At 61.7% G+C, this 24569-nt stretch carries 23 protein-coding genes; 10 read left to right on the top strand and 13 right to left on the bottom strand.

The features are described 5' to 3' along the window. Window positions 1-2: 2 nt before the first annotated feature. From ACZ1JY_RS20800 to ACZ1JY_RS20775, 6 genes are all read right to left on the bottom strand, one after another. The gene (locus ACZ1JY_RS20800; RefSeq protein ID WP_122129309.1) at window positions 3-3041 is read right to left on the bottom strand and encodes a conjugal transfer protein TraG N-terminal domain-containing protein; all 3039 of its coding nucleotides are present in this window, start codon (window positions 3039-3041) and stop codon (window positions 3-5) included. A 12-nt stretch (window positions 3042-3053) separates the two neighbouring features. Next, window positions 3054-4508 carry a conjugal transfer protein TraH gene (locus tag ACZ1JY_RS20795; RefSeq protein ID WP_010890970.1) on the bottom strand — a complete coding sequence of 485 codons (1455 nt, stop codon included), beginning with the start codon at window positions 4506-4508 and terminating at the stop codon, window positions 3054-3056. Beyond that, window positions 4508-5320: a thioredoxin family protein gene (locus tag ACZ1JY_RS20790; protein WP_010890971.1), complete on the bottom strand. Its 813-nt coding sequence runs from the start codon at window positions 5318-5320 to the stop codon at window positions 4508-4510. Before ACZ1JY_RS20790 ends, ACZ1JY_RS20795 begins: the two co-directional genes overlap by 1 nt. Then, complete coding sequence (locus tag ACZ1JY_RS20785; RefSeq protein WP_010890972.1) at window positions 5317-5727, bottom strand: hypothetical protein; 411 nt, start codon at window positions 5725-5727, stop codon at window positions 5317-5319. The genes ACZ1JY_RS20790 and ACZ1JY_RS20785 overlap by 4 nt, the downstream gene beginning before the upstream one ends. Before the next feature lie 182 nt (window positions 5728-5909). Next, window positions 5910-6470, bottom strand: a complete 561-nt coding sequence (locus ACZ1JY_RS20780; RefSeq protein WP_004213255.1) for a recombinase family protein — start codon at window positions 6468-6470, stop codon at window positions 5910-5912. Between the two features lie 170 nt (window positions 6471-6640). Next, a complete protein-coding gene (locus tag ACZ1JY_RS20775; protein WP_014072603.1) occupies window positions 6641-7063 on the bottom strand; it encodes a MerR family transcriptional regulator in 423 nt (140 codons plus the stop codon). 76 nt (window positions 7064-7139) lie between these two features. Between ACZ1JY_RS20775 and ACZ1JY_RS20770 the strand changes: the two genes are divergently transcribed. The 4 genes from ACZ1JY_RS20770 (at window position 7140) to ACZ1JY_RS20755 (ending at window position 12394) form a co-directional block, all read left to right on the top strand. Then, window positions 7140-7535 carry a mercuric transporter MerT family protein gene (locus ACZ1JY_RS20770; protein ID WP_014072602.1) on the top strand — a complete coding sequence of 132 codons (396 nt, stop codon included), beginning with the start codon at window positions 7140-7142 and terminating at the stop codon, window positions 7533-7535. Window positions 7536-7547: 12 nt separating this feature from the next. Further along, window positions 7548-7877: a heavy-metal-associated domain-containing protein gene (locus tag ACZ1JY_RS20765; RefSeq protein ID WP_004213249.1), complete on the top strand. Its 330-nt coding sequence runs from the start codon at window positions 7548-7550 to the stop codon at window positions 7875-7877. Window positions 7878-7914: 37 nt separating this feature from the next. Continuing rightward, window positions 7915-9333: a mercury(II) reductase gene (merA, locus tag ACZ1JY_RS20760; RefSeq protein WP_465131575.1), complete on the top strand. Its 1419-nt coding sequence runs from the start codon at window positions 7915-7917 to the stop codon at window positions 9331-9333. A 91-nt stretch (window positions 9334-9424) separates the two neighbouring features. Further along, complete coding sequence (locus ACZ1JY_RS20755) at window positions 9425-12394, top strand: Tn3 family transposase (protein WP_014072601.1); 2970 nt, start codon at window positions 9425-9427, stop codon at window positions 12392-12394. A 303-nt stretch (window positions 12395-12697) separates the two neighbouring features. Here the strand turns inward: ACZ1JY_RS20755 and ACZ1JY_RS20750 are convergent, their stop codons facing one another. Beyond that, window positions 12698-13201 (bottom strand): TIGR02444 family protein, encoded by a 504-nt coding sequence (locus tag ACZ1JY_RS20750; RefSeq protein ID WP_011906638.1) that lies wholly within the window; start codon window positions 13199-13201, stop codon window positions 12698-12700. 119 nt (window positions 13202-13320) lie between these two features. Further along, window positions 13321-14181 carry an alpha/beta fold hydrolase gene (locus ACZ1JY_RS20745; RefSeq protein ID WP_010891049.1) on the bottom strand — a complete coding sequence of 287 codons (861 nt, stop codon included), beginning with the start codon at window positions 14179-14181 and terminating at the stop codon, window positions 13321-13323. Window positions 14182-14320: 139 nt separating this feature from the next. Here ACZ1JY_RS20745 and hpaH point away from each other — a divergent pair, with 139 nt between their 5' ends. From hpaH to ACZ1JY_RS20730, 3 genes are read left to right on the top strand one after another with little or no spacing between them, the layout of a single operon-like run. Next, window positions 14321-15136 carry a 2-oxo-hept-4-ene-1,7-dioate hydratase gene (hpaH, locus tag ACZ1JY_RS20740; RefSeq protein ID WP_010891050.1) on the top strand — a complete coding sequence of 272 codons (816 nt, stop codon included), beginning with the start codon at window positions 14321-14323 and terminating at the stop codon, window positions 15134-15136. Window positions 15137-15145: 9 nt separating this feature from the next. After that, window positions 15146-15934, top strand: a complete 789-nt coding sequence (locus tag ACZ1JY_RS20735) for an HpcH/HpaI aldolase family protein (RefSeq protein WP_010891051.1) — start codon at window positions 15146-15148, stop codon at window positions 15932-15934. A gap of 2 nt (window positions 15935-15936) precedes the next feature. Next, window positions 15937-17103: a CaiB/BaiF CoA transferase family protein gene (locus ACZ1JY_RS20730; protein WP_011906637.1), complete on the top strand. Its 1167-nt coding sequence runs from the start codon at window positions 15937-15939 to the stop codon at window positions 17101-17103. Between the two features lie 9 nt (window positions 17104-17112). Here ACZ1JY_RS20730 and ACZ1JY_RS20725 read toward each other — a convergent pair whose 3' ends face one another. Both ACZ1JY_RS20725 and ACZ1JY_RS20720 read right to left on the bottom strand, forming a co-directional pair. After that, a complete protein-coding gene (locus ACZ1JY_RS20725) occupies window positions 17113-18345 on the bottom strand; it encodes a multidrug effflux MFS transporter (RefSeq protein WP_230487997.1) in 1233 nt (410 codons plus the stop codon). Window positions 18346-18445: 100 nt separating this feature from the next. After that, complete coding sequence (locus ACZ1JY_RS20720) at window positions 18446-19297, bottom strand: IclR family transcriptional regulator (protein WP_465131596.1); 852 nt, start codon at window positions 19295-19297, stop codon at window positions 18446-18448. A 376-nt stretch (window positions 19298-19673) separates the two neighbouring features. Here ACZ1JY_RS20720 and ACZ1JY_RS20715 point away from each other — a divergent pair, with 376 nt between their 5' ends. The 3 genes from ACZ1JY_RS20715 (at window position 19674) to ACZ1JY_RS20705 (ending at window position 22739) form a co-directional block, all read left to right on the top strand. Beyond that, window positions 19674-20420, top strand: coding sequence for a fatty acid desaturase (locus tag ACZ1JY_RS20715; RefSeq protein ID WP_234007478.1), 747 nt, complete (start codon window positions 19674-19676; stop codon window positions 20418-20420). Between the two features lie 62 nt (window positions 20421-20482). After that, complete coding sequence (locus ACZ1JY_RS20710) at window positions 20483-21802, top strand: LLM class flavin-dependent oxidoreductase (protein ID WP_010890872.1); 1320 nt, start codon at window positions 20483-20485, stop codon at window positions 21800-21802. A 4-nt stretch (window positions 21803-21806) separates the two neighbouring features. Then, on the top strand, window positions 21807-22739 hold the full coding sequence (locus ACZ1JY_RS20705) for a 2-dehydropantoate 2-reductase (protein ID WP_010890873.1): 933 nt from the start codon (window positions 21807-21809) through the stop codon (window positions 22737-22739). On the opposite strand, the gene ACZ1JY_RS20700 is transcribed toward ACZ1JY_RS20705, so the two are convergent. Genes ACZ1JY_RS20700 through ACZ1JY_RS20690 form a run of 3 tightly spaced genes read right to left on the bottom strand, consistent with a single transcriptional unit; the run spans window position 22740 to window position 24557 of the window. Beyond that, window positions 22740-23150, bottom strand: a complete 411-nt coding sequence (locus tag ACZ1JY_RS20700) for a BphX family protein (protein ID WP_008828093.1) — start codon at window positions 23148-23150, stop codon at window positions 22740-22742. Between the two features lie 10 nt (window positions 23151-23160). Next, window positions 23161-23445, bottom strand: coding sequence for a DUF1330 domain-containing protein (locus ACZ1JY_RS20695; RefSeq protein WP_008828092.1), 285 nt, complete (start codon window positions 23443-23445; stop codon window positions 23161-23163). 44 nt (window positions 23446-23489) lie between these two features. After that, window positions 23490-24557 carry a tartrate dehydrogenase gene (locus ACZ1JY_RS20690; protein WP_010890874.1) on the bottom strand — a complete coding sequence of 356 codons (1068 nt, stop codon included), beginning with the start codon at window positions 24555-24557 and terminating at the stop codon, window positions 23490-23492. Between the last annotated feature and the right edge of the window lie 12 nt (window positions 24558-24569).

The following is a 24569-nucleotide window of genomic DNA, read 5'->3' as shown; positions in this document are numbered from 1 at the left end:
GATCAAGTCCGCCTCCGAGCGACATGCAGGTGGTCGCGCTCGGGCTTGTCCGGGAAGCGTTCGAACTGAACAGCATATCCGTCGCCAAGCCGTGACCGGACCTGTGATGCCAAGCGTTCGCCCTGCTCGTCGGAGATGTTGTTGCCTCTAAAATCCAGGGCGCGGTCGTCATAATGTGCCGACCCGGCCATGTGCTGGGTGCTGTCATTTCCCGAGGTCACCACCGGGGTTGGCAGACCGAGCGAGCGGGCTTCCTCAGCCACCGCCCCCATCGCGGCAACCAGGTCCCCATCCATATGCCCAAGCCTTGCCCCCGGCTTGACCTTGATGCCAAGGTCGCGCGCTAGCGCGGCGCCATCGACCGGACCATTGGGCACCGCAAGCAGTGTGCCGCCTTCGAGCGGCGAAGGCACCAGCCCCTCTGCGCGGGGGGATGGAAGCGAAGGGGTTTGCGGCATGCCGAGATCGGTATTGGTCCCCAGCGATCCATTGCCTGCGATCCCGGCGATGTCGCTGAGCTCGTCGATCCGGTGAGCGCGCAAGTCGCCCATCAGGTCGTCCATGATATATGTGATGGCCTGGTCGCGCCGCGTCACATCCCGATAGTCGAGCCGCGGATTGGAAAGATCGGGCAAGTGCCACTCGGGGTGTTCGCGCTGCAGGGCCTCATAGCGGTCCTGGATCAGGTTCGACATATCGCTCGAAATCTGGAAGCCGTGGCTTTCGGCGTAGCTCGCTTCGGACATCATTCGGCTGCCTATCTCGCGATAGCGAGCAGCAGCGGCGCGCCGTTCCTCGGCCTCAGCGACACGCCAATCACTTCCATCGGTGGTGGTGTGCGAGCGGCTATGGTCAGTGTAGTCCGAGCTCTGGCTGTAGGTGCCCGAAGACTGGATATCGCCGCTCGACCCGCTGACCACCATGCGATCGCTCGTCTCGTCGGATTTGTCGGTGCCGCGCGTGGTCTGGTTCGTTGCTGAACGCTCGGTGCCGGCACGAGCATCGTCGCCCACCTCTTTCCGACCGAAAATGGAGCCCTGCAGCGTTGCTGAGGCGCCACTTCCCGCAATGTCTTTGCCAGGCGTTCCCAGCGTTCCAGATCCAGTAAGGCTCGCGGACGAGCCAAAAGTGCGGCTCGCAAAATCACCGGACGAACGTGAATTGCCCTCGCGCAGGATAAGATCATTGTTCGTGACATCACGGGTCGAGCTGCCCTTGGCCTGTTCGACGACGACGTTGCCGCCGACATTGTGAGTGTCCGATGCGCGCGATCCGCTTTCGCGCCGGGCTCCTGTCACGTCGCTGGTCGCGGTGACCGCGCTGCCGAACTGGCCCTTCGAGCTGGTCCAGCTGCTCGAGGTGCCGTTCTCGATCTTGTCGGCCTCGTTGAGATACCATTGGCCCTGGGATCTGAGGTCCGTCGCATAGCCCCGCGTCATGGTGGGCTTGAAGGGCAACTGGGACATCGCCGCATTGGTGTCGATCACCGAATGGCCCGAGCCATATTCGTTGAACATGCGCCCGTCCGCTTCGCGGAAGCCCGAGTGGCCCGCGCCTGCCAGGAGGTTGGGGGCCTGATTCCACTGCGACATCTGCCGATTGTCCGCGTTGAGATTGCCATAGCTGACATCGCCATAGGCATAGTTGCCGGTGGTCCGCTCGATCGCCGCGGCATCCGAGCCAGCCTGGACCGGGGCGAGCATCGAGCCAAGGTTGTTGGCGACCGACATGGTGCCGCGCATGACCATCAGCGCGAGCATCGGCACGGAGAGCATCAGGAACCCCGCCATCGTGGCGATGTCCTGATTAACCGCATCGATTCCCGCCCAGTTGGCGAGGTTCACGCTGCCTGCTGAAACCGCTGCGGTCTGGGAGGCCAGGCGGTCCATGATGAACGAGTGGATGAGAACGTAGATCGGTCCCCAGGCCGAGAGGTAGAAGAAGCCCGAGAAGTAGCCCTTCAGGGTCGCGATGCCGGTGCGCGGGAACAACAGCAGCGGGAAGACGATCGGGAACAGAGCGTAAAAGACCACGGTCAGGACCACGCCAAGCACCGGAATCCAGATGAGCCCCTGCTCGGCTGCCGTCGTCATCGCGTTGCGGGTCTGGGTGTCCGCGCGCTGGAGCGCGAAGGAATCGGCATCGGCATTGCCGAAGTCGAGCTGGGCGGCCTCGAAAGCGTCGACCATGCTCTTCTGCTTGAAGAACTGGTTACGCGTCATCGCGGTGCCGGTGAGCAATTGCGAGACCACCGGCACGTCGGCGGCGAGCTTTGCCCCTGCCGCGGCCTCGGTGAGCTTGGGGTACATCGTATGCGCAAATGGCAGCGCATAGGCGTTGATCTGGTTGTCCCACTGGTTGTTGATCAGCGTCCAGGCCTGCGCACAGGTCTTGCCCTCGATATCGACCGTGCCGGTGCCGGTATCGGTCAGGTACTTCATGCCGCGGTTGGTTGCGGCATTGACCCCGAGTTCGGCCCAGAGGTCGGGCGCTTCGCTCAGCAGCTTGAGGCTCTTGGTGCCAAGCAGGATGTCGTAATAGGCGCACTGCTTGAGGTAGCCGTCGAGGTTGGCCTTGAACACGGGATCACGGATCTCGAACCCGCGCGCCTTGTCCCACATCCGCGCGCCGTAAACGAAGCCGCCGGTCGAGTAATTGAGCGCAGCAGGCATGACGAAGACTGTCTCGGCCGTGCGGGTCAGGTAGTCGCTGATCTGGCTGGTGAACGAGGCCATGGCTGCGAGCCCGATCGGCACGTTGGCGACCGTGGCGGGCGCAAGCCCGGGATTGACACGGTCGGTGACCTTCACCGTCACCGTCGGGACCATCAACACGGTGTAGATCAGCGTCGACTGGATGAACCAGCGAAACCACGCGCGCCAGTCGAGGTCCATCGCGGTAATGAGGAGCGCGTAGATCAGCCCCATCACCATGACGACGCGGATCAGCGACTTGAACCCGCCCGAGCCGGTCCAGGCGGCGATCGCGTTGAAGGTGTTGACGAGGTAGTCGCCGCCCCCGACCGTGAAGACCTCGAGCATCTCCGCCGCCCCTTACTGGACCTGGCTGCCGAGCGTGCGCGAAAAGCGCAGCGCGGCCGACATCTGGGGCGAGAGCTGGGTACGCAGGGTCTTTTCGAGCATCTGCGTGCGCTGGATCAGCGCAAAGGTCTGGTCGAAGCGCTGCGAGGTGCGCGCCGCGATCCCGAGGAAATTGCGCCGGGTCTCGTAAAGCCCCTCGCGCCATTCGCGTAAGCTATCCGCATCAGCCCCGTTGAAGTCCGAACGCGCGTTCACTGCCATGTCGATGAACCGCATGGTCATGGTGGTGACGAGATCGACCGCGACTATTTCGGAAAGGTCGTTGATCTCCTGCGCGGAGATGCCGAACTCGGCCGCTGCGCTCACGGTGATGATCTTGTAGACCGGCACGCTCGCCATGCCGAGGAGCTGGATCTCGGCCGGGGTCAACGAGGCGCCGGGATCGCGCACTTTCAAGGCCATGCTCTCGATCAGCGTGCGCACCCGCGCCTTGATCGCTGCATTAGGCCCGATCACCATGTCGATCTCGCTCGGCGCCATGCACTTGGCGCTATCGCCGCCGCAGCTCCAGTATTTGTGCGGGGTGGAAGAGGTGCCGTCGAGCATGGCGCTGATCAGCGCCGGGTCGGCCGGGCCGATGAACTGGACCCTCGGCTTGCCGCCATTACCGGCCGGATCGTAGATCACGGTCCCGACGAGGGTCATCAGGAACTCGCGGAACTGGGTGTCGAACCCACCGTATTTCTTGCCCAATGCCGCCCAGGTGTAATTGTTGGGCATCCCGGCCTGTTCCTTCATGTCCGGGTCGGAATTGGCGCTTTTCAAGGCTTCGCGCTGGCCGCCGTTGTTGCACTGCTGGCGCGCGCGGGCCCAGTCGGAGACCGCGCCCTGACTGTTGGCGATCGCCTCGCAGATGACCGAACTCGCCGTATCGCTCTTCGGCCAGAGGCCGCCGACCAGCGCCTGCGCGGTCTCGCAGGACGAGATGTTCATCTGGTTCATCTGCTGAACCTTCTGCGCCAGCTCATCCATGACCTTGCCGATCTCGGGCGAGATCGTGTCGATCGCGAGTTTGAAGGCAAAGCCGAGCGCGTTGTTCGCGGTCGCTTTCAGCATGGCGACAAGTTCGGCGGTGTTGATGAACGAGAACGACCCGGCAAAGAGGTCGATGCCGCCGCACCCGGCGCGCGCGTGGGGCAACTGGAGGTTGAAGGGCTGGATGTTCTTTTGCGGGAAGCGCGACCAGACCGAGCCCATCGAATAATAGCCCGCCGACTGGCCCTGGTAGGCGCTGGGACCGGTGACATTGGCCTGGACGCCCATGTCGGACATGAAGCTCTGCATCTCGCCTTCGACCCCGGCCGAGGCGGGTGTGGGCGAAGCGAGCAGAACCGCGGCACCGAGGACTGTGCCAAGTGCGCGGCGCGAGGCTCCATGGAGGCGGCGGGCGAAGCGACGGGCGCGCATCAGTAGTCGCTCCCCACCTTGACCTGCGTCAGCTGGAAGACGCGGTCCATGATCTCGTCCTGGCTGAGGATTCCGTAGCCGATCGGCATCGGCTGCTTGGTGACTGAATCGAACAGCACCAGCGCGGGCACCTGGCGGTCGGTGCCAAGCCCGAGCTTCTCGTATTGCCCGCTGTCGACCATGTAGCCGGGGAAGGTCGAGGAAGGTCCGCCATCGGTGGAGACCGCGAGCACCGCGAGGCCGTACTTGTCCGAGACGGCTTTGAGGATCGGCGAGAAGATGTCGCAGGCGCCGCAGCTCGAGGCGAAGAAGTAGAACACCCCGTAGCGCTGCGAGAGATTGGCCATGACCCGGTCGCGGTCGGTCTTGCGCTCGTCGATCCAGGCGCGCTTGCCGAGCGTCGAGACCGGGCGCTGCAGCGTGTAGTCGAGCCCGGGATCCTGCCACAGCGCGCGCTGCCAGACGTCGGCGAACATCGAGGAGCGGTCGAGCTGTTCGCGCTGGAAGCGGACATAGGCGGTGACGTTCTCCGGGCTCGGCTCGAGGATCGCGCGCGCCTTCAGTTCTTCAAGCTGGGTCCCGATTGCGGCCAGTCGCTCGCGCGCTGGTGGCTGCGCAGCAGCAGCTTTGCGCGGCTCCTCCTTGGGCTTCTCGCAGTAGAACCAGGTGCCGAGCTTCCTCTCCTTGCAGTAGAGCGCGTCCTCGGACTGCCGCACCTCGACACCGTCGCCCTCGGAGGCGCGCAGCGGTGCGGTCCCGGTAAGCGCGACGCTGGAGGCGGCAAGCAGGGCAATGCATTGGCGGTGGTTCATGATCCGCTCCTCTCGAATTCCTTGATCAGTGACATGAAGACGCCGAGGTCGAGCAGCCGGCGGCCGCCATCGAGCAGGCGTACAAGCGCGCAGTAGAAGCCGGACAGCGCCTCGCTCCCGGCATCGGCGATCGTGTAGGTTCCGGCCTCAAGTCGCGCCCATCCCCGCCGGACGATGGCATCGAGCTGCGCGCTGAGGCTGCGCGCGCGAACCGGGTGGTCGAACCAGGCCGAGATTTCGGCAGCGATCCCGCGCGCGGTCAGCGGCCCCTTGCGAGCGAGCGCCATGCCGACGCAGAACTCCAGCACGGTCAGATCGGGGGCTGCGGCGTAGGCCCCGAACGCGACCACGCGCGCGCCGCTTTCGGGCACAGGATTCGTGGCGGGCTCAGGGCTTGTGCGCGGCATAATAGGCCTCGATCTTTGCCTGGATTTCGATGAGCGTGGCGGCTTCGTCGGGGAGCTTCGCCGCATCGACGAACTCCGCGTAGATTTCGGAAAAATCCATCACCGAGAGGTCGAGCTGCTGGCGTCACCTCAAGCTTTGTACGCTGAACAACGATTTTCCGGACATAATGTGAACATTGGTGTCAGGCAGCGGCGCGAAGGTACTGGTAGAGGGTTTCGCGGCTGATGCCCATGTCGCGCGCTATGGTCGCCTTGCGTTCACCGGCGGCAACGCGGCGGTGCAGATCGGCAATCATCTCATCCGAGAGCGACCGTTTCCGCCCCCGATAGGCGCCGCGCTGCCGAGCGATCGCAATGCCTTCGCGTTGCCGTTCGCGGATCAGAGCGCGCTCGAACTCAGCAAACGCACCCATGACCGAGAGCATCAGATTGGCCATCGGGGAGTCCTCCCCCGAGAAGGACAGGCTTTCCTTCTCAAACTCGATCCGGATACCTCGCTTGGTGAGGCCCTGGACCAGCTTGCGCAGGTCATCCAGATTGCGGGCCAACCGATCCATGCTGTGGACGACGACGGTATCGCCTTCGCGGGCGAAAGTGAGCAGAGCCTCAAGCTGGGGGCGGTTGACGTCCTTGCCCGATGCCTTGTCGGTGAAGGTCCGATCGAGCGACTGACCTTCCAATTGGCGATCCACATTCTGATCGAACGTGCTGACCCGGACATAGCCGATCCGTTGCCCCTTCACTGCGCACTCTCTCCATCAAAATGTCAGGTTGAAATCTATGATACGTAACGAAATTCGTCAACAAATTCCGTTTATCACCCTAATCTGACAGAAACCGCAGTACCGCCCTGACGTCCAGTTAGGCTATACTCCAAGCTGACATCACAAAATCAAATCCCTCAAAGATGGCGTCAATTGCCTTGATGGGGTAAAAACTGGAGTGCTTCCAGGATGGGACATTCGGCAACGTCATCTCCAGTGCATCTGGCTAACGTGGTCGCCAGCGTCACCTCTATCTTCTGCAAATCTGCAATGCGGCGGCGGACATCTTCAAGGTGGAGTTCGGTTCTCGCCATAACCTCCGCGCAGGTTTGTGCACCGGTATCGGTGAGCGACAACAATGACCGTATCTCATCCATTGCATAGCCAAGGTCGCGCGCGCGCAGGATGAACTGCAACCTTTGCACCAGTTCCGGCGAATAGACGCGGTAGCCGTTGGAACTGCGAGGCGGCCCCGGCAGCAATCCCACCTTCTCGTAATAGCGGATGGTTTCGAGATTGCAGCCTGTTTTCCGGGCAAGCTGGGCACGCAAGATGCCGACCTGTTGCTCCATGAAAATACCTCTTGAGTCTGTAGTGGCTACAGAGCCTACACTGCGAATCACTCAGTTGGAACAAGGGATTCAAGCCATGGTCTCAACGCCGGAAGCGGGACAGCCAGCCCTCACCGAAAACCACGAGCCGAAGCAGGCAAACTGGGTTGCGGCGGGCGCATTGATCGGCGCGGGGCTCGCCTCGGCTTGCTGCGTCGTCCCGCTACTGTTGGTTATGCTCGGAATTTCCGGCGCGTGGATCGCCAACCTGACGGCGCTCGAACCTTACAAGCCCTATGTCGCAGGCGTAACGCTCGCGCTGCTCGGCTACGGCTTCTGGCATGTCTATTTCAAGCCGAAACCGCCCTGTGAAGACGGTTCCTACTGCGCTCGTCCACAATCGGCTTGGACCACCAAGGCGGTGCTGTGGCTGGGCCTTGCCGTCGCCATCCTGGCGCTTACCATCGACTGGTGGGCACCCTGGTTCTATTGAAAGGAAATACCCATGAAAAAGACAGTATGTATCGCTATGGCCGTGCTGGCTATGGCTGGCGGCGGGGTCGCCTATGCAGTTAGTGGCACGGCGCAAGATCGCCCCGCGGCTACCGCAACCGCTCAGAAGCAAACCACCTTTGCCATAGAGAACATGACCTGCGCCACCTGCCCGATCACCGTGAAGAAGGCGATGGAAGGCGTCGCCGGGGTAACGGCGGTCACGGTCGATTTCGCAGCCAAGACCGCGCGCGCAACCTATAACCCGCGCCGCACCAATGCTGCTGCGATTGCCGCTGCATCAACCAACGCGGGTTATCCGGCGCGCGCTATTCAAAACTGAGCGGGGCGCCGCCAGCGCCTCAAGAAAGCGATAAGCAATGAACGACTGTTGCAACCGCCCCGGGCAGGAAGGATTTGACGTGGCCGTCATCGGCGCGGGTTCTGCCGGGTTCTCCGCCGCGATCGCCGCTGCCGATCTGGGCGCGAAAGTGGCGCTCGTCGGTCACGGCACGATTGGCGGCACCTGTGTCAATGTTGGCTGCGTTCCTTCCAAGACGCTGATCCGCGCCGCCGAAGCGGTGCATGGTGGGCTTGCCGCCGCGCGCTTTCCCGGCCTTGGGGGCGCTGTCCAGATGGATGACTGGTCCGTATTGGCGGCGTCGAAGAACGATCTTGTCACGACGCTGCGCCAAAAAAAATATGTCGATCTGCTGCCCGCCTATGACGGTGTGAGCTATATCGAGGGCAAGGCACGCTTTGCCGATGGTGCGCTGATTGTCGGCGATGCGCCCATGAAGGTCGGCAAGGTCATATTGGCGATGGGTGCGCACGCCGCCGTGCCGCCGATTCCGGGGATGGACAGCGTGCCCTACCTAACCAGCACATCGGCGCTGGCGCTGGATCGCTTGCCCAAATCGCTGCTGGTGATCGGTGGCGGGGTGATCGGGGTAGAACTGGGACAGATGTTTTCGCGTCTGGGCGTTGATGTCACCATCTGCTGCCGAAGCCGCCTGCTCCCCGAAATGGACCCGGAAGTGAGTGCCGCGCTGAAAAACTATTTGGAAGCCGAGGGCGTGCGGGTTTGCGCAGGTGTCGGCTATCAGCGTATCGCCCAAACACAGAGCGGGGTCGAATTGACCTGCGAGGGGCATTGTGACACCGTCGCGGCGGAACAGGTGCTCATCGCCACCGGACGCCGACCCAATAGCGACGGGCTTGGGCTGGAGGAGCGCGGCATAGTGCTTGCCCGTAATGGTGGAATCGTCGTCGATGACCACCTCGAAACGTCGGTTCCAGGCATTTACGCGGCGGGCGATGTAACGGGACGGGACCAGTTCGTCTACATGGCCGCCTATGGCGCAAAACTGGCCGCGCGCAACGCGGTGACGGGCAACCAATACCGCTACGACAATTCCTCCATGCCATCCGTCGTCTTCACCGACCCGCAAGTCGCCAGCGCCGGCCTCACTGAAACGACAGCACGGGCGCAAGGCCTGGACATCAAGGTTTCGCTGCTCCCGCTCGATGCTGTGCCAAGGGCACTGGCAGCACGCGATACGCGGGGTCTCATCAAACTGATTGCCGACAAGGCGAACGACCGTTTGCTGGGCGGCCAGATCATGGCACCCGAAGGCGCGGATTCGATCCAGACACTGGTGCTGGCGATCAAACACGGCATGACCACCCTGGAATTGGGTGCAACGATATTTCCTTACCTGACCACTGTGGAAGGCCTCAAACTGGCGGCCCAAACGTTTGATAAGGATGTCGCCAAACTGTCTTGCTGCGCCGGGTGATTGCTCGGGGATCAACCGGCAACGAATGGCCTCCCTCCAGTGCAAGCCGCTTTGGTGTCAATTTTGTTATTCGCCTCAGCGGGAGAGCAAAATGGCACGACGCCGACTTCTGACCGGAGACGAGCGCCGGCGCCTGTTCGATCCTCCTGTCCAAGAAACCGCGATCATTGGGCATTATACCCTTTCTGCGGAAGATGTTGAATTGGTTGGGCGCCGCTATGGTCCAGCAAATCGCCTCGGTCTGGCTGCACAAATCGCTTTGATGCGACATCCCGGCTTTGGTCTGCAACCCGAGATCGGGCTTCCCGACGTCATTCTTCAGTACCTCGCGGCACAGTTATTCGTCGATCCTTCCTCCTTCTCTGCATATGGTCAGCGCGCGCAAACCCGTACCGATCATGCCGATCTCGTGGCGCGTTATCTTGGCATACGCCCGTTTCGACGCGGCGACCTGGCACTTGCCCTGAATCTTGCCGCGCAAGCCGCCGAGTATACAGACAGAGGTGAACCGATTGTTCGCGCCCTCATGGTTGGCCTGAAGGGTGAGCGGTTCATTCTTCCGTCAGGCGACACACTGGAACGCGCCGGTCTTGCTGGCCGGGCACGCGCACGCAAAGCTGCCGCAGCCGCAATCGTCGAAGGCCTCAGCTCTGCTGAACTGACACGGCTAGACGAACTCGTAATCAACAACCCGGATTTCGGCATGACACCGCTGGCGTGGTTGCGTAATTTCGAAGAAGCCCCGACTGCGGCCAATATCAATGGCTTGCTTGAGCGCCTGCGCTATGTTCGCGGCATAGGTATCCACCCGGTAGTTGGGGGCGCCATTCCGGAATTCCGCTTTGCCCAATTTGTCCGCGAGGGCGGCGTGGCACCGGCATTCCTGCTTTCGGATTACAGCGTCAATCGCAGGCGGGCGACGTTGACGGCCGCAGTGATCGACCTTGAGGCCAGACTTGCCGATGCCGCGATCCAAATGTTTGACCGACTTATCGGCGGCATGTTCACGCGCGCGCGGCGTGGGCGCGAGCGTCGCTACCAAGATAGTATTCAGTCGGTGGGGCAACTCATGCGGCTGTTTGGCGCCACGATTACAGCACTTGATGAGGCTGTCCAGAATGGCGGCGATCCGCTCGAATTGATTGACGAAGCGGTGGGCTGGCACCGGCTTGTTGCGGCAAAGGCCCAAGTAGATGCCCTTGCTGATCTTGCCGGCGAGGACGCACTGGTAACGGCAACCGAGCGTTACGCCACGCTACGGCGTTTCAGCCCGGCATTTCTGGACGCCTTCACCTTCAAGGCGTCTGGAACAGGGACGGCACTGATCAAAGCCATCGATGTCATTCGCGATGCGAACACACGAAAGTCGCGCGACCTTCCCGATGGCGTTCCACTGCCATTCCCCAATCGGCAGTGGAAGCGTCTCATCACCGAAAGCGGCCGTATCGACCGCCGACGTTATGAAATTGCGATCATGGCAACCTTGCGTGATCGTTTGCGCGCCGGTGATGTATGGATCGAGGGAACCCGCAACTATCAGCGCTTCGATGCCTATTTGCTGGGTCGGCGCGACGCCGCCAAAGTGGCGGATGTGCTTCCGTTCGATTCAAATGCTGCATCCTACCTCGCTGACCGGGCACGAAATCTTGACTGGCGGCTGCGCCGATTTGCCAAGCAGTTGAAAACAAACAAGCTTGAGGGAGTGTCGCTCGAACGAGACCGGCTCAAGCTTCAGCAAATGCCGCCTGTCACCCCACCGGAAGCTGAAGCCCTCGATCGCAAGCTCGATACCCTGCTTCCCCGCGTGCGCATCACCGAGCTGCTGCTTGAAGTCGCCGAACGCACTGGTTTTTTGAACGCATTCCGTGACCTGCGCTCAGGCAAGGAGCACGACAACCCCAGCACGGTACTCGCCGCAATTCTGGCTGATGGCACCAACCTCGGGCTGGAGCGGATGGCCAATGCCAGCGAAGGCGTCAGCTATGCCCAACTCGCATGGACCCACAACTGGTATCTTTCACCCGAGAACTATCAGGCCGCGCTGGCCATGATCATCTCAGCCCATCACGAATTACCCTTCGCGCGGCATTGGGGCGCTGGCACCAGTTCGTCGTCCGATGGCCAGTTCTTCCGGTCGGGGCGGAGCCGTTCAGGGGCGGCGGACGTCAATGCCAAATATGGCGCCGAACCTGGCGTGAAAATCTATTCTCACCTTTCCGATCACTTCGCATCATTCGGATCACGGATCATGTCCGCGACGGCAGGTGAAGCGCCTTACGTGCTCGACGGGCTTGTCCTGGGCGCCGGCAACCTTCCGTTGCATGAGCACTATACCGATACCGGCGGCGCCACCGATCATGTTTTCGCACTCTGCCACCTACTCGGGTTCCGCTTCGCGCCCCGGCTGCGCGATATTGGCGACCGCAAGCTGGGTTCGATCGCTGCGCCATCGACATACAAGGGCATCGAAAATCTGATGGGCCGCACCATCAAAACGGCAGCGATCGAGGCCGATTGGGATGACATCGTCAGGATTGTCGCCTCAATCAAGGATGGCACGGTGGCGCCGTCAGTAATCTTGCGAAAACTTGCCGCCTACAAACGCCAGAACAGGCTGGATTTTGCATTGGCTGAACTGGGCCGTATCGAGCGCACTTTGTTCACGCTCGATTGGCTTGAACAACCGGAACTGCGACGTGCCTGTCAGGCCGGTCTCAACAAAGGCGAGGCGAGGCACACGCTTGCCGCCGCCATCTATACCAACCGGCAGGGTCGGTTCACCGATCGCTCGCTGGAAAATCAGGAATTTCGCGCATCTGGGCTGAACCTGCTGATTGCGGCGATTTCCTACTGGAACACGGTCTATCTCGACCGGGCCGCCCAGCACCTCAACGCTGTCGGCACGACGTTCGATGCGGCACTGCTTGCGCACCTTTCTCCGATGGGCTGGGCGCACATCAGTCTGACCGGCGATTACCTCTGGGAGCAGGCCAGGCGACTTCCAGCAGGTGAATTCCACCCACTCAACGAGCCAATGGCGCGGTTGAAGCGTGTAGCGTAGCCCATGTTCCGCTTATGTCCGAGAAATCGTTGTCTGGCGAACAAACCTTGAGGTGACGCCGCTTTGCCCCCGGCAGCGATGATGTCGTTGGCGGTGTTCTGAGCGAATGCGGTATCGCCGCCGTTGCCCGCCTGCGCCACGCCAGGATCGTTGACGATAATTGCCGCCCCCTGCGCCGCGCAATACAACGCCAGTTGGCGACCTATTCCGCGCCCGGCACCAGTGATCGCGACAACTGATCCATCCAGGCACCGATCCATATCCCGTTCCTCAAATGCAATTAGCCCGACAGGCAGGACTGGCTCAATGCCAGGCCCTGGCAACAAGCTCACCCAGTTCCTCTGCCACTCCGCCAGATGTGCTCGCCAAGGTACAATAGTTGGCAAAGCTTGCCTGGACTGCAGCTTCGGACGACTCGGCACGGGTCAACTGGTCCAGGTCCAGCCCAGCGAGCATTTGGGACTGGACCAGACGTTCACCATGCAACTCTGCCGTCTTCAGCGCCGCATAAGCCGCGGCGTTAATTTCCGACTCAGGCGTACCTTGGCACCACTGCTTCATCCAGCGCCGCACCGCACGGACCGGTTGCACGAAGCGTTCATTCGCAGTTGCTGCCGAGTGCTGCGCGGCCTCGATGTCCGAAACAGCGAGAATGGCGCTACGCGCCCCTGCCAACCAAAGGCAAAGCAACACCGTGTTGACGTCACAACCATGCTGGTCCTGCAAGGCAAGGCAGGAAGCTGCCACACCCGGCTTGGCATAAATGTGTAAGGAATAGTCCCATAACGCCGCCGCGTGCTGCTCCACCTGAACTGAAGCTCCATCACCCACTGGCGGCACGGCCGGGCCTTGGTCCGACCGTGCCGAAGTACCCAATCGCGGACCTTGGTGAAAATGCTGACCAGACATGCAACGTGGTCAACCGCCTAGAACCTGCGGGCGCCGAAATGGATTTCCATCATCGGACGCATGACATCCCACCGTTCCAGCTGCGACCAGTGGCCCGAACGGTCGAGAACGTACAGTTCGGCATGCTTGAGATGCTGGATCAGGTAGAGGCTGGTGTCGAGCGGCACCACCCGGTCCTGGCGGCCATGGAAGATCAGCACTTCGTGCGGCATTTTGCCCAGCAGTTCGGGCGGCATGTTGAGCGTCTCAATGCCGTTCTTCATCGAATCGATCATCTTGACCGCGGTCTTCATGATTCCCGGATCGGTGGCGATCTTGTAACGGTTCTCGACGATTTCCTCCATGCCTTCGAACTTCTCGGCATCGTAGGCGAAGCTGTGCATCACCTGGCGATAGCGGGCATATCGTGGATCGGAATAGAACGAGAGCAGGCGGATCAGTTCCGGGGTGCGCGGGCCGGGGGCTCCGATCGAACCCATCAGCACCACCTTGTCGATCGCGTCGGGCTCCTCGCTCATCATCTGCAGGGTCAGCGCGCCGCCCATCGAATTACCGACAACGTGGGCCTTCTTCACACCGAGCGCCTCAAGCAGGCCAAAGCACTGGTCGACCCGGGTGCCGATCCAGCCCATCACGCTGTCAGGCCACGGATCGGGAATCACTGACTGGCCGAAACCGATCAGGTCGGGCGCGATCACGAAGAAGTTTTCGGCGAGGTCCGGCATCAGGTGATACCAGTTGGATGCGGCATGTGCGCCCGGACCCGCACCGTGAAGCAGCAGAATTGCCGGCTTGGACGGATCGCCCGCCAAGAGGGTGTGCGAGGTCAAGCCCCGGCCCGTGATCTTTTCTTCCCTGATAACCCCTTCAGCAGCCATGACATTCTCCCATGCGATCTTGACGAAATATCCGCGAGACTCTTTGCCGGAGTTCACGGTCATTTTTACCGGAGCCTAAGATATCGTTTGACATTGTGCAATGAGTTTTCCCAAACGATATGCCACGGGAGATTGCAAGATGGCAGTGGAGGCATTCAGCGACATACTGGTCAACGAGCTGGCGCTTGAACTCGACGGCGCCGAGCAGACCCGCGAACGGGTCCGGCCGTTCTCGGCGCGCTATCCCGCCATGCGGATCGAGGATGCCTACCGCATCAACCAGGCCTGGGTCGATCTCAAATTGGCGCGAGGGCGCACCGTTTGTGGCCACAAGATCGGCCTGACCTCGCGCGCGATGCAACAGGCAGCCGGGATCACCGAACCCGATTACGGCACCTTGCTGGATGACATGGTGTTCGAACAGGGCAGCGACGTTCCAGCCGCGCGGTTCATCACGCCCAAGGTCGAGGTCGAGCTGGCCTTTGTGCTCGGGCGCCGCCTGGAAGGAGCACAGACGACGATTTTCGATGTCCTGAGCGCCACCGACTATGTGGTTCCGGCAATCGAAATCATCGACACACGGGTGCATCCCAAGGATGCCGAAACCGGGGCCGCGCGCAAGGTCCTGGACACGATCAGCGACAATGCCGCCAATGCCGGAATCATCGTCGGCGGTCTGCCGGCGAAACCCGACGGGCTCGACCTGCGCCGCATCGGCGCCCTGCTCAGCCGCAACGGGGTGATCGAGGAAACCGGCCTTGCGGCAGGGGTGCTCAACCATCCCGCCAACGGCGTCGCCTGGCTGGTACGGCGGCTCGCGCCCTGGGGGCAAGCGCTCGAAGCCGGAGAAGTCGTGCTCGGCGGATCGTTCACGCGTCCGGTCGAAGCGGCGCCGGGCGATGTCTTCAACGCCGATTTCGGCGAGTTTGGTTCAATCGGGTTCCGGTTCGTATAGAGGGCGACAATGCAAACACCCGTCAACAGCTTCAAGGCGGCCTTGCGCGAAGGTCCGGTCCAGCTTGGTTTCTGGCTGGCGCTGGCCCATCCAGACATTGCCGAAATCTGTGCGGGCCAGGGTTATGACTGGCTGTTGATCGACGGTGAACACGGCCCGCAGACCTTGCCCGGCATCGTCGCGCAGCTGCGTGCGGTGGAAGCCACTCCACCTTGTTCTGCGATTGTACGGGTTCCCGGCCATGATTCGGTGACGATCAAACAGGTTCTGGATCTTGGTGCGCAGACCCTGATGGTTCCGATGGTCGAAACCGCCGAACAAGCCAAAGCGATCGTGACCGCATCGCGCTATCCGCCAGCTGGGGAACGCGGCCTCGGCGGTGCCCGCGCCTCACGCTGGGGTGGCTATCCTGCCTATGTCGCAGAGGCCAATGCGCAGGTTTGCATCATCGCCCAGATCGAGACCGCGACTGCCGTCGACAACATTGAGGCGATCGCTGCGGTGGATGGGATCGACGCGCTGTTTCTTGGACCTGCGGACCTGGCCGCGACCGAAGGTTTGCTGGGCGCAAGCAGCTTCGATGCCCTGTTCAAGCTGACCGGCGAGGCGCTGGCGCGTATCGTGGCAACCGGCAAACCGGCCGGGATCCTTTCGCGCGACGAGCGGCTCGTCCAGCAGTTCCTCGATGGCGGCGCCCGCTTCATCGCCAACGGCATCGACAGCTTCACCTTTGCAAAAGGTGCAGGCGACGGGCTTCGCCGCTGGCGCGAACGCATCGCCGCGCAGGGCGGAGTCTGACCATGGCGAAACCGGCCTGGCGGGCCGCAGTAACCGGCGATCCGTCCAAACCGCTCGATGGGGTACGGGTGCTTGAGCTCGCCCGCATTCTGGCCGGACCTTGGTGCGGGCAATTGCTGGCGGACCTGGGCGCCGAAGTGATCAAGATCGAGCGGCCCGGTGCGGGCGACGACACGCGGCATTGGGGGCCGCCGTTCGTGACCGCAGAAGACGGTACGAGTCTGGGCGCGGCCTATTTCCATTCGACCAATCGCGGCAAGCGCTCCTTCGCGATCGACATCGCCAGCGCGGAAGGCCAGGCCATCATCCGCGAGCTGGCGAACGGGGCCGACATCGTGATCGAAAACTACAAGGTCGGCGGGCTGGCGAAATACGGGCTTGACCATGCCGCGCTGTCCGAACTGAACCCGCGCCTGATTACTTGCTCGATCACCGGGTTCGGGCAGACCGGGCCTTATGCCCACCGCGCGGGCTACGATTTCATCGCCCAGGCCATGGGCGGCATGATGTCGATGACCGGCGAACCCGATCGCGAGCCGCAGAAGGCGGGCATCGCGGTGGCCGACCTGTTCACGGGCATGTACAGCACTGTGGCGATTCTCGCCGCGCTCAACCGCCGGGACCGCACCGGCAGCGGCGCCCATATCGACATGGCGCTGCTCGATACCCAGGTGGCGGTCATGGCCAATCAGGCGATGAACTGGATGACTTCGGGCAAAGTCCCGCGCCGGTTCGGCAACGGTCATGCCAATCTGGCACCCTATCAAGCCTTCCCCACGCTTGACGGACCCTTGGTGATTGCGGCCGGCAACGACGGCCAGTTCGCCAGCTTGTGCCGCGTTTTGCGGTGTTCACTGCATGAAGACCCACGCTTCGCCACAAATCCTGCCCGTCTCTCGAACCGGGCGGAACTGGTCACAACGGTCGAGGGGCGCACGGCCCAGTGGAACCGACAAGCGCTGTTCGACGCGCTTGAAGAGGTTGGCGTGCCAGCCGGACCGATCAACGAACTCGACGAAGTGTTCGCCGATCCGCAGGTCGTCGCCAGAGGCCTCGCCGCAATGGCCGGAGGGCGCAAAGGCGTCGCGAGCCCGATCGTGATCGACGGGGTGCGAATGGTTTCGAATCTGGCCGCGCCGGGAAGTCCCGAGCCGGTCGAAGATGAATAGGCGGCACAGTCAGTTCGCAGCCTGAACCGGTATAGGTCCCCCGAACAATCGCCAGCCTTCGCTGAACAGTACAAGCACGATGGTCACGCTCGCCACCCCGAAGAACGAATAGGCCAGAGGCAGCGGGGAACCATTGTAGGCCTGCCCGATCAGTGCGCCCAGCCCCGCGCCAAGCACCAAACGGAAGAACGTCTGAACAGAGGCCGCGGCCCCGGCCACCTTGCCGAATGGCTGCAGGGAAATCGCGGTGAAATTGATGAAGACCGTGATCAGCAAGCACATGTTCGCGGATGTCAGAAGCACAAACTGAAGCAGGGTTTCGCCCGGTCGGGATGCCAAATAGATCTGGCCGATCGACACAAGGAAATGGCACAGGATGGCGGCATGGCCGATCCCCCGGATGCCGAAACGGTGTACGATCGCAGAATTGGCAATGCTGGCCAGCATCATCGAGCCCGCCATCAAGCCAAAGATTACCGAATAGGCCCCGCCGGCCCCGAAATGTTCGCCGATCAATTGCTGCGAGCTGTTGATAAAGCCGAAGTGAGCGCCGAAAATCAGGGCCATGCCAATGACGTAACCGATCGACCGGCGGTTTGTCAGAACGAGGCGGATGTTGCCGAACAATTCACTGGCACCATGGGACTGCCGCCGGGAAAGCGGCAGCGTTTCTTCCATGCGGTAGAAATACCATGCTGACACTCCCATCGACAGCACCCCGATGACAATGAAGACGGCACGCCAGCCGAGCGTAGTAAAGATCACATAACCCAAACTTGGGGCAAGGGTCGGGACTGCCATAAACAGCATCGCGACAAAGGCTTGCAGCTTGGCCATGTCTTCGCCTTGATAGCGGTCGCGAATGATCGCCAGAGGAAGGACGGTCAGGGCGGACGAGGCACAGCCAAGCAGCGCGCGGGCCGCCAGCAGGACGGAAAAGTCAGCCACGAAAGCACAAAGCAGATTGATCAGGGCGAACAGGCCCATGCAAACCAGCAGGACCGGCTTCCTCCCAAGCCGGTCGGAGATCGTCCCCGGGACGAGCGAAAACAGGCCGGAGCAGATCAGGAAGGTGCCGATGACCCATTGCCGCTGGTTTGAACCGCTTGCCCCCAGATCGTTTGCCATGACACCCAAGGCCGGAAGCAAAGTTGTAAACCCAAGTGACTGCAATGCCTGGATCATCGCCATCATGGCGATGAACTCCCGTTTGCCGATTGGCTCTTTATGGGTCAGCGACAACGTTCATACCTTCCGGATGGTCGGGCCTGGCAGCGCCCCCGCCATGAAGCCGGTCCACCAATATGGAGGCCAGTCCACTTCTGATGGAAAACCGCAGGAGCTATCCTTGCCAGCCGATCGCACGACTCGCTGCCATGGCCGCCGAACGGATCTTTTCGATCTTCGGCTTCGAATAAAAATGCTTTTCCTGAACTCGCGAGAGAACGCTCATCGTTGCAACAAGCCTGTTCCCGGAATCAAGCACAGGTACACTCAAGGCAGAGAGACCAGGCACAACCGTACCCTGTGTGGTCGCGTATCCCATCTCGCGCGCTTGGACTATCTGCCTTTCCAGTTCGTCGTCGGAAACCACCAGCCCGCTGGCGCGCTCCTGAGCGATGACGGGCCGAGTCAAAGCTCGTGAACAATGGGTCAAATACAGGATGCCGGTGGACGAAGCCTGCAAGGGCAAAACAGAGCCGACGTGCAAACTGGTAAACAGGGGCAGACCGCCATCGATCCAGCGAATCACCGTTGGCCCATAATCGCCCCAGACCGACAGCAACCCTGTCGTTTGCAGTTCTTCCAGCACGCTCGCCAGATTATCGCCAGCGATCCGTACCGGCTCCACCCGCGCCAGCGCGGCCATGCCAATACGAACTGAAAACTCACCTAGTGCATAGCGGCCATTCTGGACATTCTGCTCGACCACGCCTGTATTGACAAAAGCCAGCAGGTAACGGTGTGCCTGGCTGCGTGACAGACCCGATTTCTCGGCAACTTCACGCAGATGTGCGCCATCCCTTGGGCAATCCATCAAGGCCCTGAGGACGCGAACACCAATTTCCACGGACTGGATAGCCTTGCGCGGCGAATCATTCGCGCTCAAATCTTCGGGAGGCAAGCGCTCGGTAGCCTGATGTTCCATTTCATCACCTTTAGCTGCCAGCTGGCTAGCCTTGCGTGCGTTCATCGGTATTCCCCTTCACCAGCCACTCCCCGGCCCAAAAGCCCCTTGCATGATGGGAAAGCATTGCATATTGTCCAACGAATAGTGTAAGGCCCAAACGCGTGCAAGAGCATGATCTGAGTCAATTGCGACAAAAAGGCCGAGCGTCAACCCAACTAGGCGCTTAGAAACCAGTGAGAGGAAAGGAAGTCGGGTAATGGCTGCAATTGCGTTTCCCAGATCGTCCGAAGAGCATTTCGAACAGTTGCGAAAGGCGCCCGTTCTCGCCCTGCCGACAGCTCTCTTGTTTGTCGTTTCCATGGCAGGGATCGCAACGACCTGGTACTTGGCGCTGAACTCAATGCTTCCGCTTTGGGTCGGTGCAATCTCAAACGGCCTCGTGACATATCTCCTTTTCAGCGTGATCCACGACGCCTCGCACAAGTCGTTGTCGAGCGTTGGCTGGATCAACGAATCGATCGGCGCGATCGGCTTGTTCTTCCTCTTTCCCTATGCCCCGATGGTCCTGCTCCGCTGGGTCCACAACAAGCACCACACGCATACCAATGGACCCAAAGATCCCGACCGGTTCGAGCATGAATCGCCCTGGTGGCAGGTTCCATTCCGCTGGACCTTCTTCGATGGTGCCTACATCTGGTATTTCGTCAAATATGGTCAGAACGTGCGCAAGAAACATGGCACCGAACTGCTTGTCTTCTATTCGCTCCTCGTGCTGCTGTTCGTTGCGGCAATTTACTTCGGCTTCGGCTGGGAACTGTTTATGCTGTGGTTCGTGCCGTCACGGATCACGCTGTTCATCATCGCCATCGTCTTCGTCATCCTGCCACATCATCCCGCGATCATCGCGCAAGACGAAGACCCTTACATGGCGACAACCATGCGGTTCGGCTGGGAATGGTTGCTCAACCCGCTACTGGTTTATCAGAACTACCACCTGATCCACCACCTCTGGCCGGAAATCCCGTTCTACCGGATGCACAAGGCCTATTACCTCAAGTACGATGAAATCAACGCCAACCGCATCCCGCGCCAGAAAGCCTTCGCCCTGAAGCCCGAGAACTATGACGACCACTTTGCGGTTCGCCGGGAACTCGACCAGGCGCAAGGCAAGGCCATGCCTGCCTAACGAAATAACGGCCGGACCGTTCGGTATGGTCCGGCCGTACCTCCAGATCGGAAAACGCACTGATGGCCAAGCAACTTCACCTTGGCGCGTTCATGCGCCCGGTCAGCATCCACACCGGAGCTTGGCGGTATCCAGGTGCCTTACCCGACGCGAACTTCAGCCTGGCAGCGATCCAGCGCTTCATCCGCAGCCTTGAAGCTGCCAAGTTCGATTATTTCTTCATGGCCGATCACCTCGGCGTGCTCAACCTGCCACGCCAGGCGCTGATGCGCAGCCACACGGTGACCTCGTTCGAGCCATTCACGTTGCTTTCCGCACTGGCCGGGGTGACTGAGCGAATCGGCCTCGTCGCAACGGCCTCGACCACTTACGACGAGCCGTTCCATGTCGCGCGCCGCTTTGCCTCTCTCGATCACATCAGCGGCGGGCGGACCGGCTGGAACGTGGTGACCACTTCGAATCCGGACAGCAGCCGCAACTTCGGCCTGGAGACCCAGCCAGATCACGCCGCGCGCTATCACCGCGCCCGCGAGTTTCATGACGTTGTGACCGGGCTGTGGGACAGTTTCGCTGACGATGCCTTCGTTATGGACGCAGCAAAGGGCATCTATTTCGACCCCGACCGAATGCATGCGCTGAACCACAAGGGCGAGCATTTCTCGGTCACCGGGCCGCTTAACATCGCGCGTCCGGTTCAGGGCTGGCCGGTCATCTTCCAGGCCGGTGCCTCTGACCCGGGCCGCCAGCTCGCTGCCGAAACTGCCGAAGCCGTATTTGCTGCGGAATCGACGCTGGAAGGCAGCAAAGCCTATTACGACGACGTCAAAGGGCGGGCGGCGACGGTCGGACGCAATCCCGATCACATCAAGATCATGCCGGCCGTATTCCTGGTTGTTGGAGACACCGTCGAGGAAGCCCACGCGAAGCGCGCGAAACTGGACAGCCTGGTCCACTACGACAGCGGCATCCATTCACTGTCTGGCATGCTGGGTCACGACGTATCGGGCTTCGATCCCGACGGCCCCCTGCCCGACATCCCCGAATCCAACGCCAGCAAAAGTTCGCGGCGGTTCATGATCGAATTGGCCAGAGCTGAGAACCTGACGATCCGCCAGCTCGCCGCGAAGGCTGGCAGCTATGGCGGTTTGGCCTTTGTCGGCACCGCCAAGACCATCGCCGACGAGATGCAGCATTGGCTTGAGCAAGGCGCTTGCGACGGTTTTACCACCATGTTCCCTTACCTGCCCGAAGGCCTGGAAGACTTTACCGGCAAGGTTGTACCCGAACTGCAGGCGCGCGGCCTGTTCCGCACCGAATACGAAGGCGAAACGCTGCGCGACCATCTTGGCCTGCCGCGCCCGGACAACCGCTTCTTCGCCTGATGCGGTGAGCCGGTTTGTCATCATCGGCGCCGGGGCAATCGGCAGTTTCCTGAGCACGCGGTTGCACGACGCCGGGCATGAAGTTCTGCTGATCGCCAGAGGAGCGCGTCTCGAGGCCTTGCGAAACATGGGCGTGCTGCTGTCCGAAGGCGGGGCCGAGCGGCAAGTGCGTGTGCCGGTGTCCGCAGCATGCGATCCCGCAACGCCTCCGGATCATGCCATCCTGGCAACCAAGACGTTTCAGATCGAATCCGCGCTCGCCCTGCTCGAACCACTGCGCGGAAGCCGCTTCACGCTGCTGACGGTGCAGAATGGGGTCGAAGCACCCGGCATCGCCCAGGCCGCCCTGCCCCGCGCTGTCGTGCTTGGCGCACGCATGCACGGCTTCTTCGAGCTGGAAGACGGGATCGTGCGCCACACCGGCGTCCCCGCCACGCTGCTGGCCGGCCCGGTCGCCGATCACGCAACCGACCCGGCTGCCGGACAGGCCTCGGCAAACCTTGCGGGCGACCTTATTGCCGCTGGGGTCCCCACCACTCTGACAGGCGACATGCGCCCAGCATTGTGGGACAAGTTCCTGATGGCCGCGACGATCGGCGCGGTGGCCCCGGCGTTCGGCCTGAAGGTCGGTCAGGTGCTGAGCCATCCCCAGGCCAGCGCGCTTTTGCGCGAGGCCATGGCCGAGGTCGAACGGATCGCAACGGCGTTGGGCATCGAATTGCCGCCCGATTGCATAGACGAGAAGCTGGACTTCATCGGCCGCTTTCCACCCGACGTCACCAGTTCGCTGCAGCGCAATCTCGAAGCGGGCAGACCGTCGGAATTCGTCCACCTCAGTGGGGCCATACCCCGCTTCGCGCGACAGGCCGACCTGCCCTGCCCGGCGACAGACGAAATCCTCGCGCGGCTGCGCGCCCGCGGGCTTCAACCTGATTGATCAGACGATATCCCGCTCCATCGCGCGCCTGGCAAACCATGCACCCGCCATGATCACAGCATGCGCGGCCAAGGTCGTCAAGCCGACCCACAAGGCTTCTCCGCTCCAAACGACGCTATAGATGTCCCAGGCGGAGCCGACGAGTTCGGTCAGCACGATCACCGGAACCAGCGCCCAGTAGCGCAACGGATCGCGCGCGCCCCACAACGCCACAAGGCCGATTGCCGCCAGTTGGATGCCAACGATCAACCAGGCATCAAGCAGCAGGCCGAAAGACGGCGTCCCCTGCCCCAGCGCAATACCGGGGTAGATCAGCCGCAGGGCCCCCGCATAGACCGGCGGCCAGAGCAGCACGAGATTGCAGAGATACCAGATCCCCACGGCGATCAGGTAAGTGCGCAGAACCTTCATGGCGGCCTCCTCAGGCGATCGCGAAGATATCCGATGTGGCGCAGGCGATGCGCGCATCCTTGTGCGGCGCATAGTCCGGATCGTTCATGAAGGCGTCGATCGCCTCCATCGAAGGAAACCGGATCACCACGACATAGTCAGGTGCGGCTCCCTCGCCCTCATAACGGACGAACTCGTGCGAACGGCAGACCATTTCCCCGCCGTGGCGTCCGACCAGCGCCGGAACTGCGGCCATATAGCCTGCCACCCAGGTTTCGTCGTGCGATTTGATCGATCCGATGAAATAGGCAGCCATCACTCCGTTTCCTTTGGTCAGCGCCGGGACCGCCAGCTTTCCGGCTAGAGCCCCAGCAAGGTGCTGCGAACAGCTTGCGCAAATCCCGCGGTTGTCCCGTTTCCGCCAAGATCGGGGGTCCTCGCAATATCGGGCGCAATGAGCGCCGTTTCGAGTGCGCGCATCACCAGCGCGGCGGGCTCGGCTTCGCCGAGATGTTCCAGCATCATTGCACCCGACCAAATCTGGCCGATCGGATTGGCGATGCCCTGCCCGGCGATGTCCGGGGCAGACCCGTGGACCGGCTCGAACATCGAAGGGAACCGCCGTTCGGGGTTGAGGTTAGCAGAAGGCGCCACAGCGATGGTGCCAGTGATTCCCGGCCCCAGATCGGAAAGGATATCACCAAACAGGTTCGAACCAACCACAACATTGAACCGTTCGGGCGACATCACAAAGCGTGCGGCGAGAATATCGACATGATACTGATCGGCGGCAACATCGGGGTATTCGGCGCCGATCGCGGCAAAGCGCTCGTCCCAGAACGGCATCGAATGATAGAGTCCATTGGACTTCGTCGCGCTGGTCACATGCCTGCGCCCGCTCCGCCGAGCGAAGTCGAAGGCATAGCGCAAGATGCGGTCGGTGCCCCGGCGGCTGAAGATCGCCTGCTGGACGACGATTTCGTTCTCGCCGGTCCCGGTCCGACCGCCGATCTGGGAATATTCGCCTTCCGAGTTTTCGCGCACCACCCAGAAATCGATGTCGCCGGGAGCCTTGTCGCGCAGGGGCGAAGCGATGCCCGGCAGCAGCCGCACCGGACGCAGATTGACGTACTGCTCGAACTCGCGCCGGATCGGCAGCAGCAGCCCCCACAGCGAGATATGATCGGGTACCCCGGGAAAGCCGACCGCGCCGAGGAACACCGCATCATGATCGCGCAACCGGTCTAGCCCATCATCGGGCATCATCTTGCCGGTTTCGAGGTAGGTCTGGCAGCTCCAGTCGAAGTGCCGGAATTCGAGCACGAAACCGCACTTGGCCGCTGCCGCCGTCAGCACCTCGATTGCGGCAGGCACCACCTCGCGGCCTATTCCATCTCCCGGAATGCTGGCGATGGAATAACGCCTCATGGTCAATCTTTC

This window comes from Novosphingobium sp. BL-A-41-Hi4B-X5A, assembly GCF_055521705.1.
Note: the sequence above shows the minus strand (reverse complement) of the source record. Positions and strands in the feature narration are given on the sequence as shown.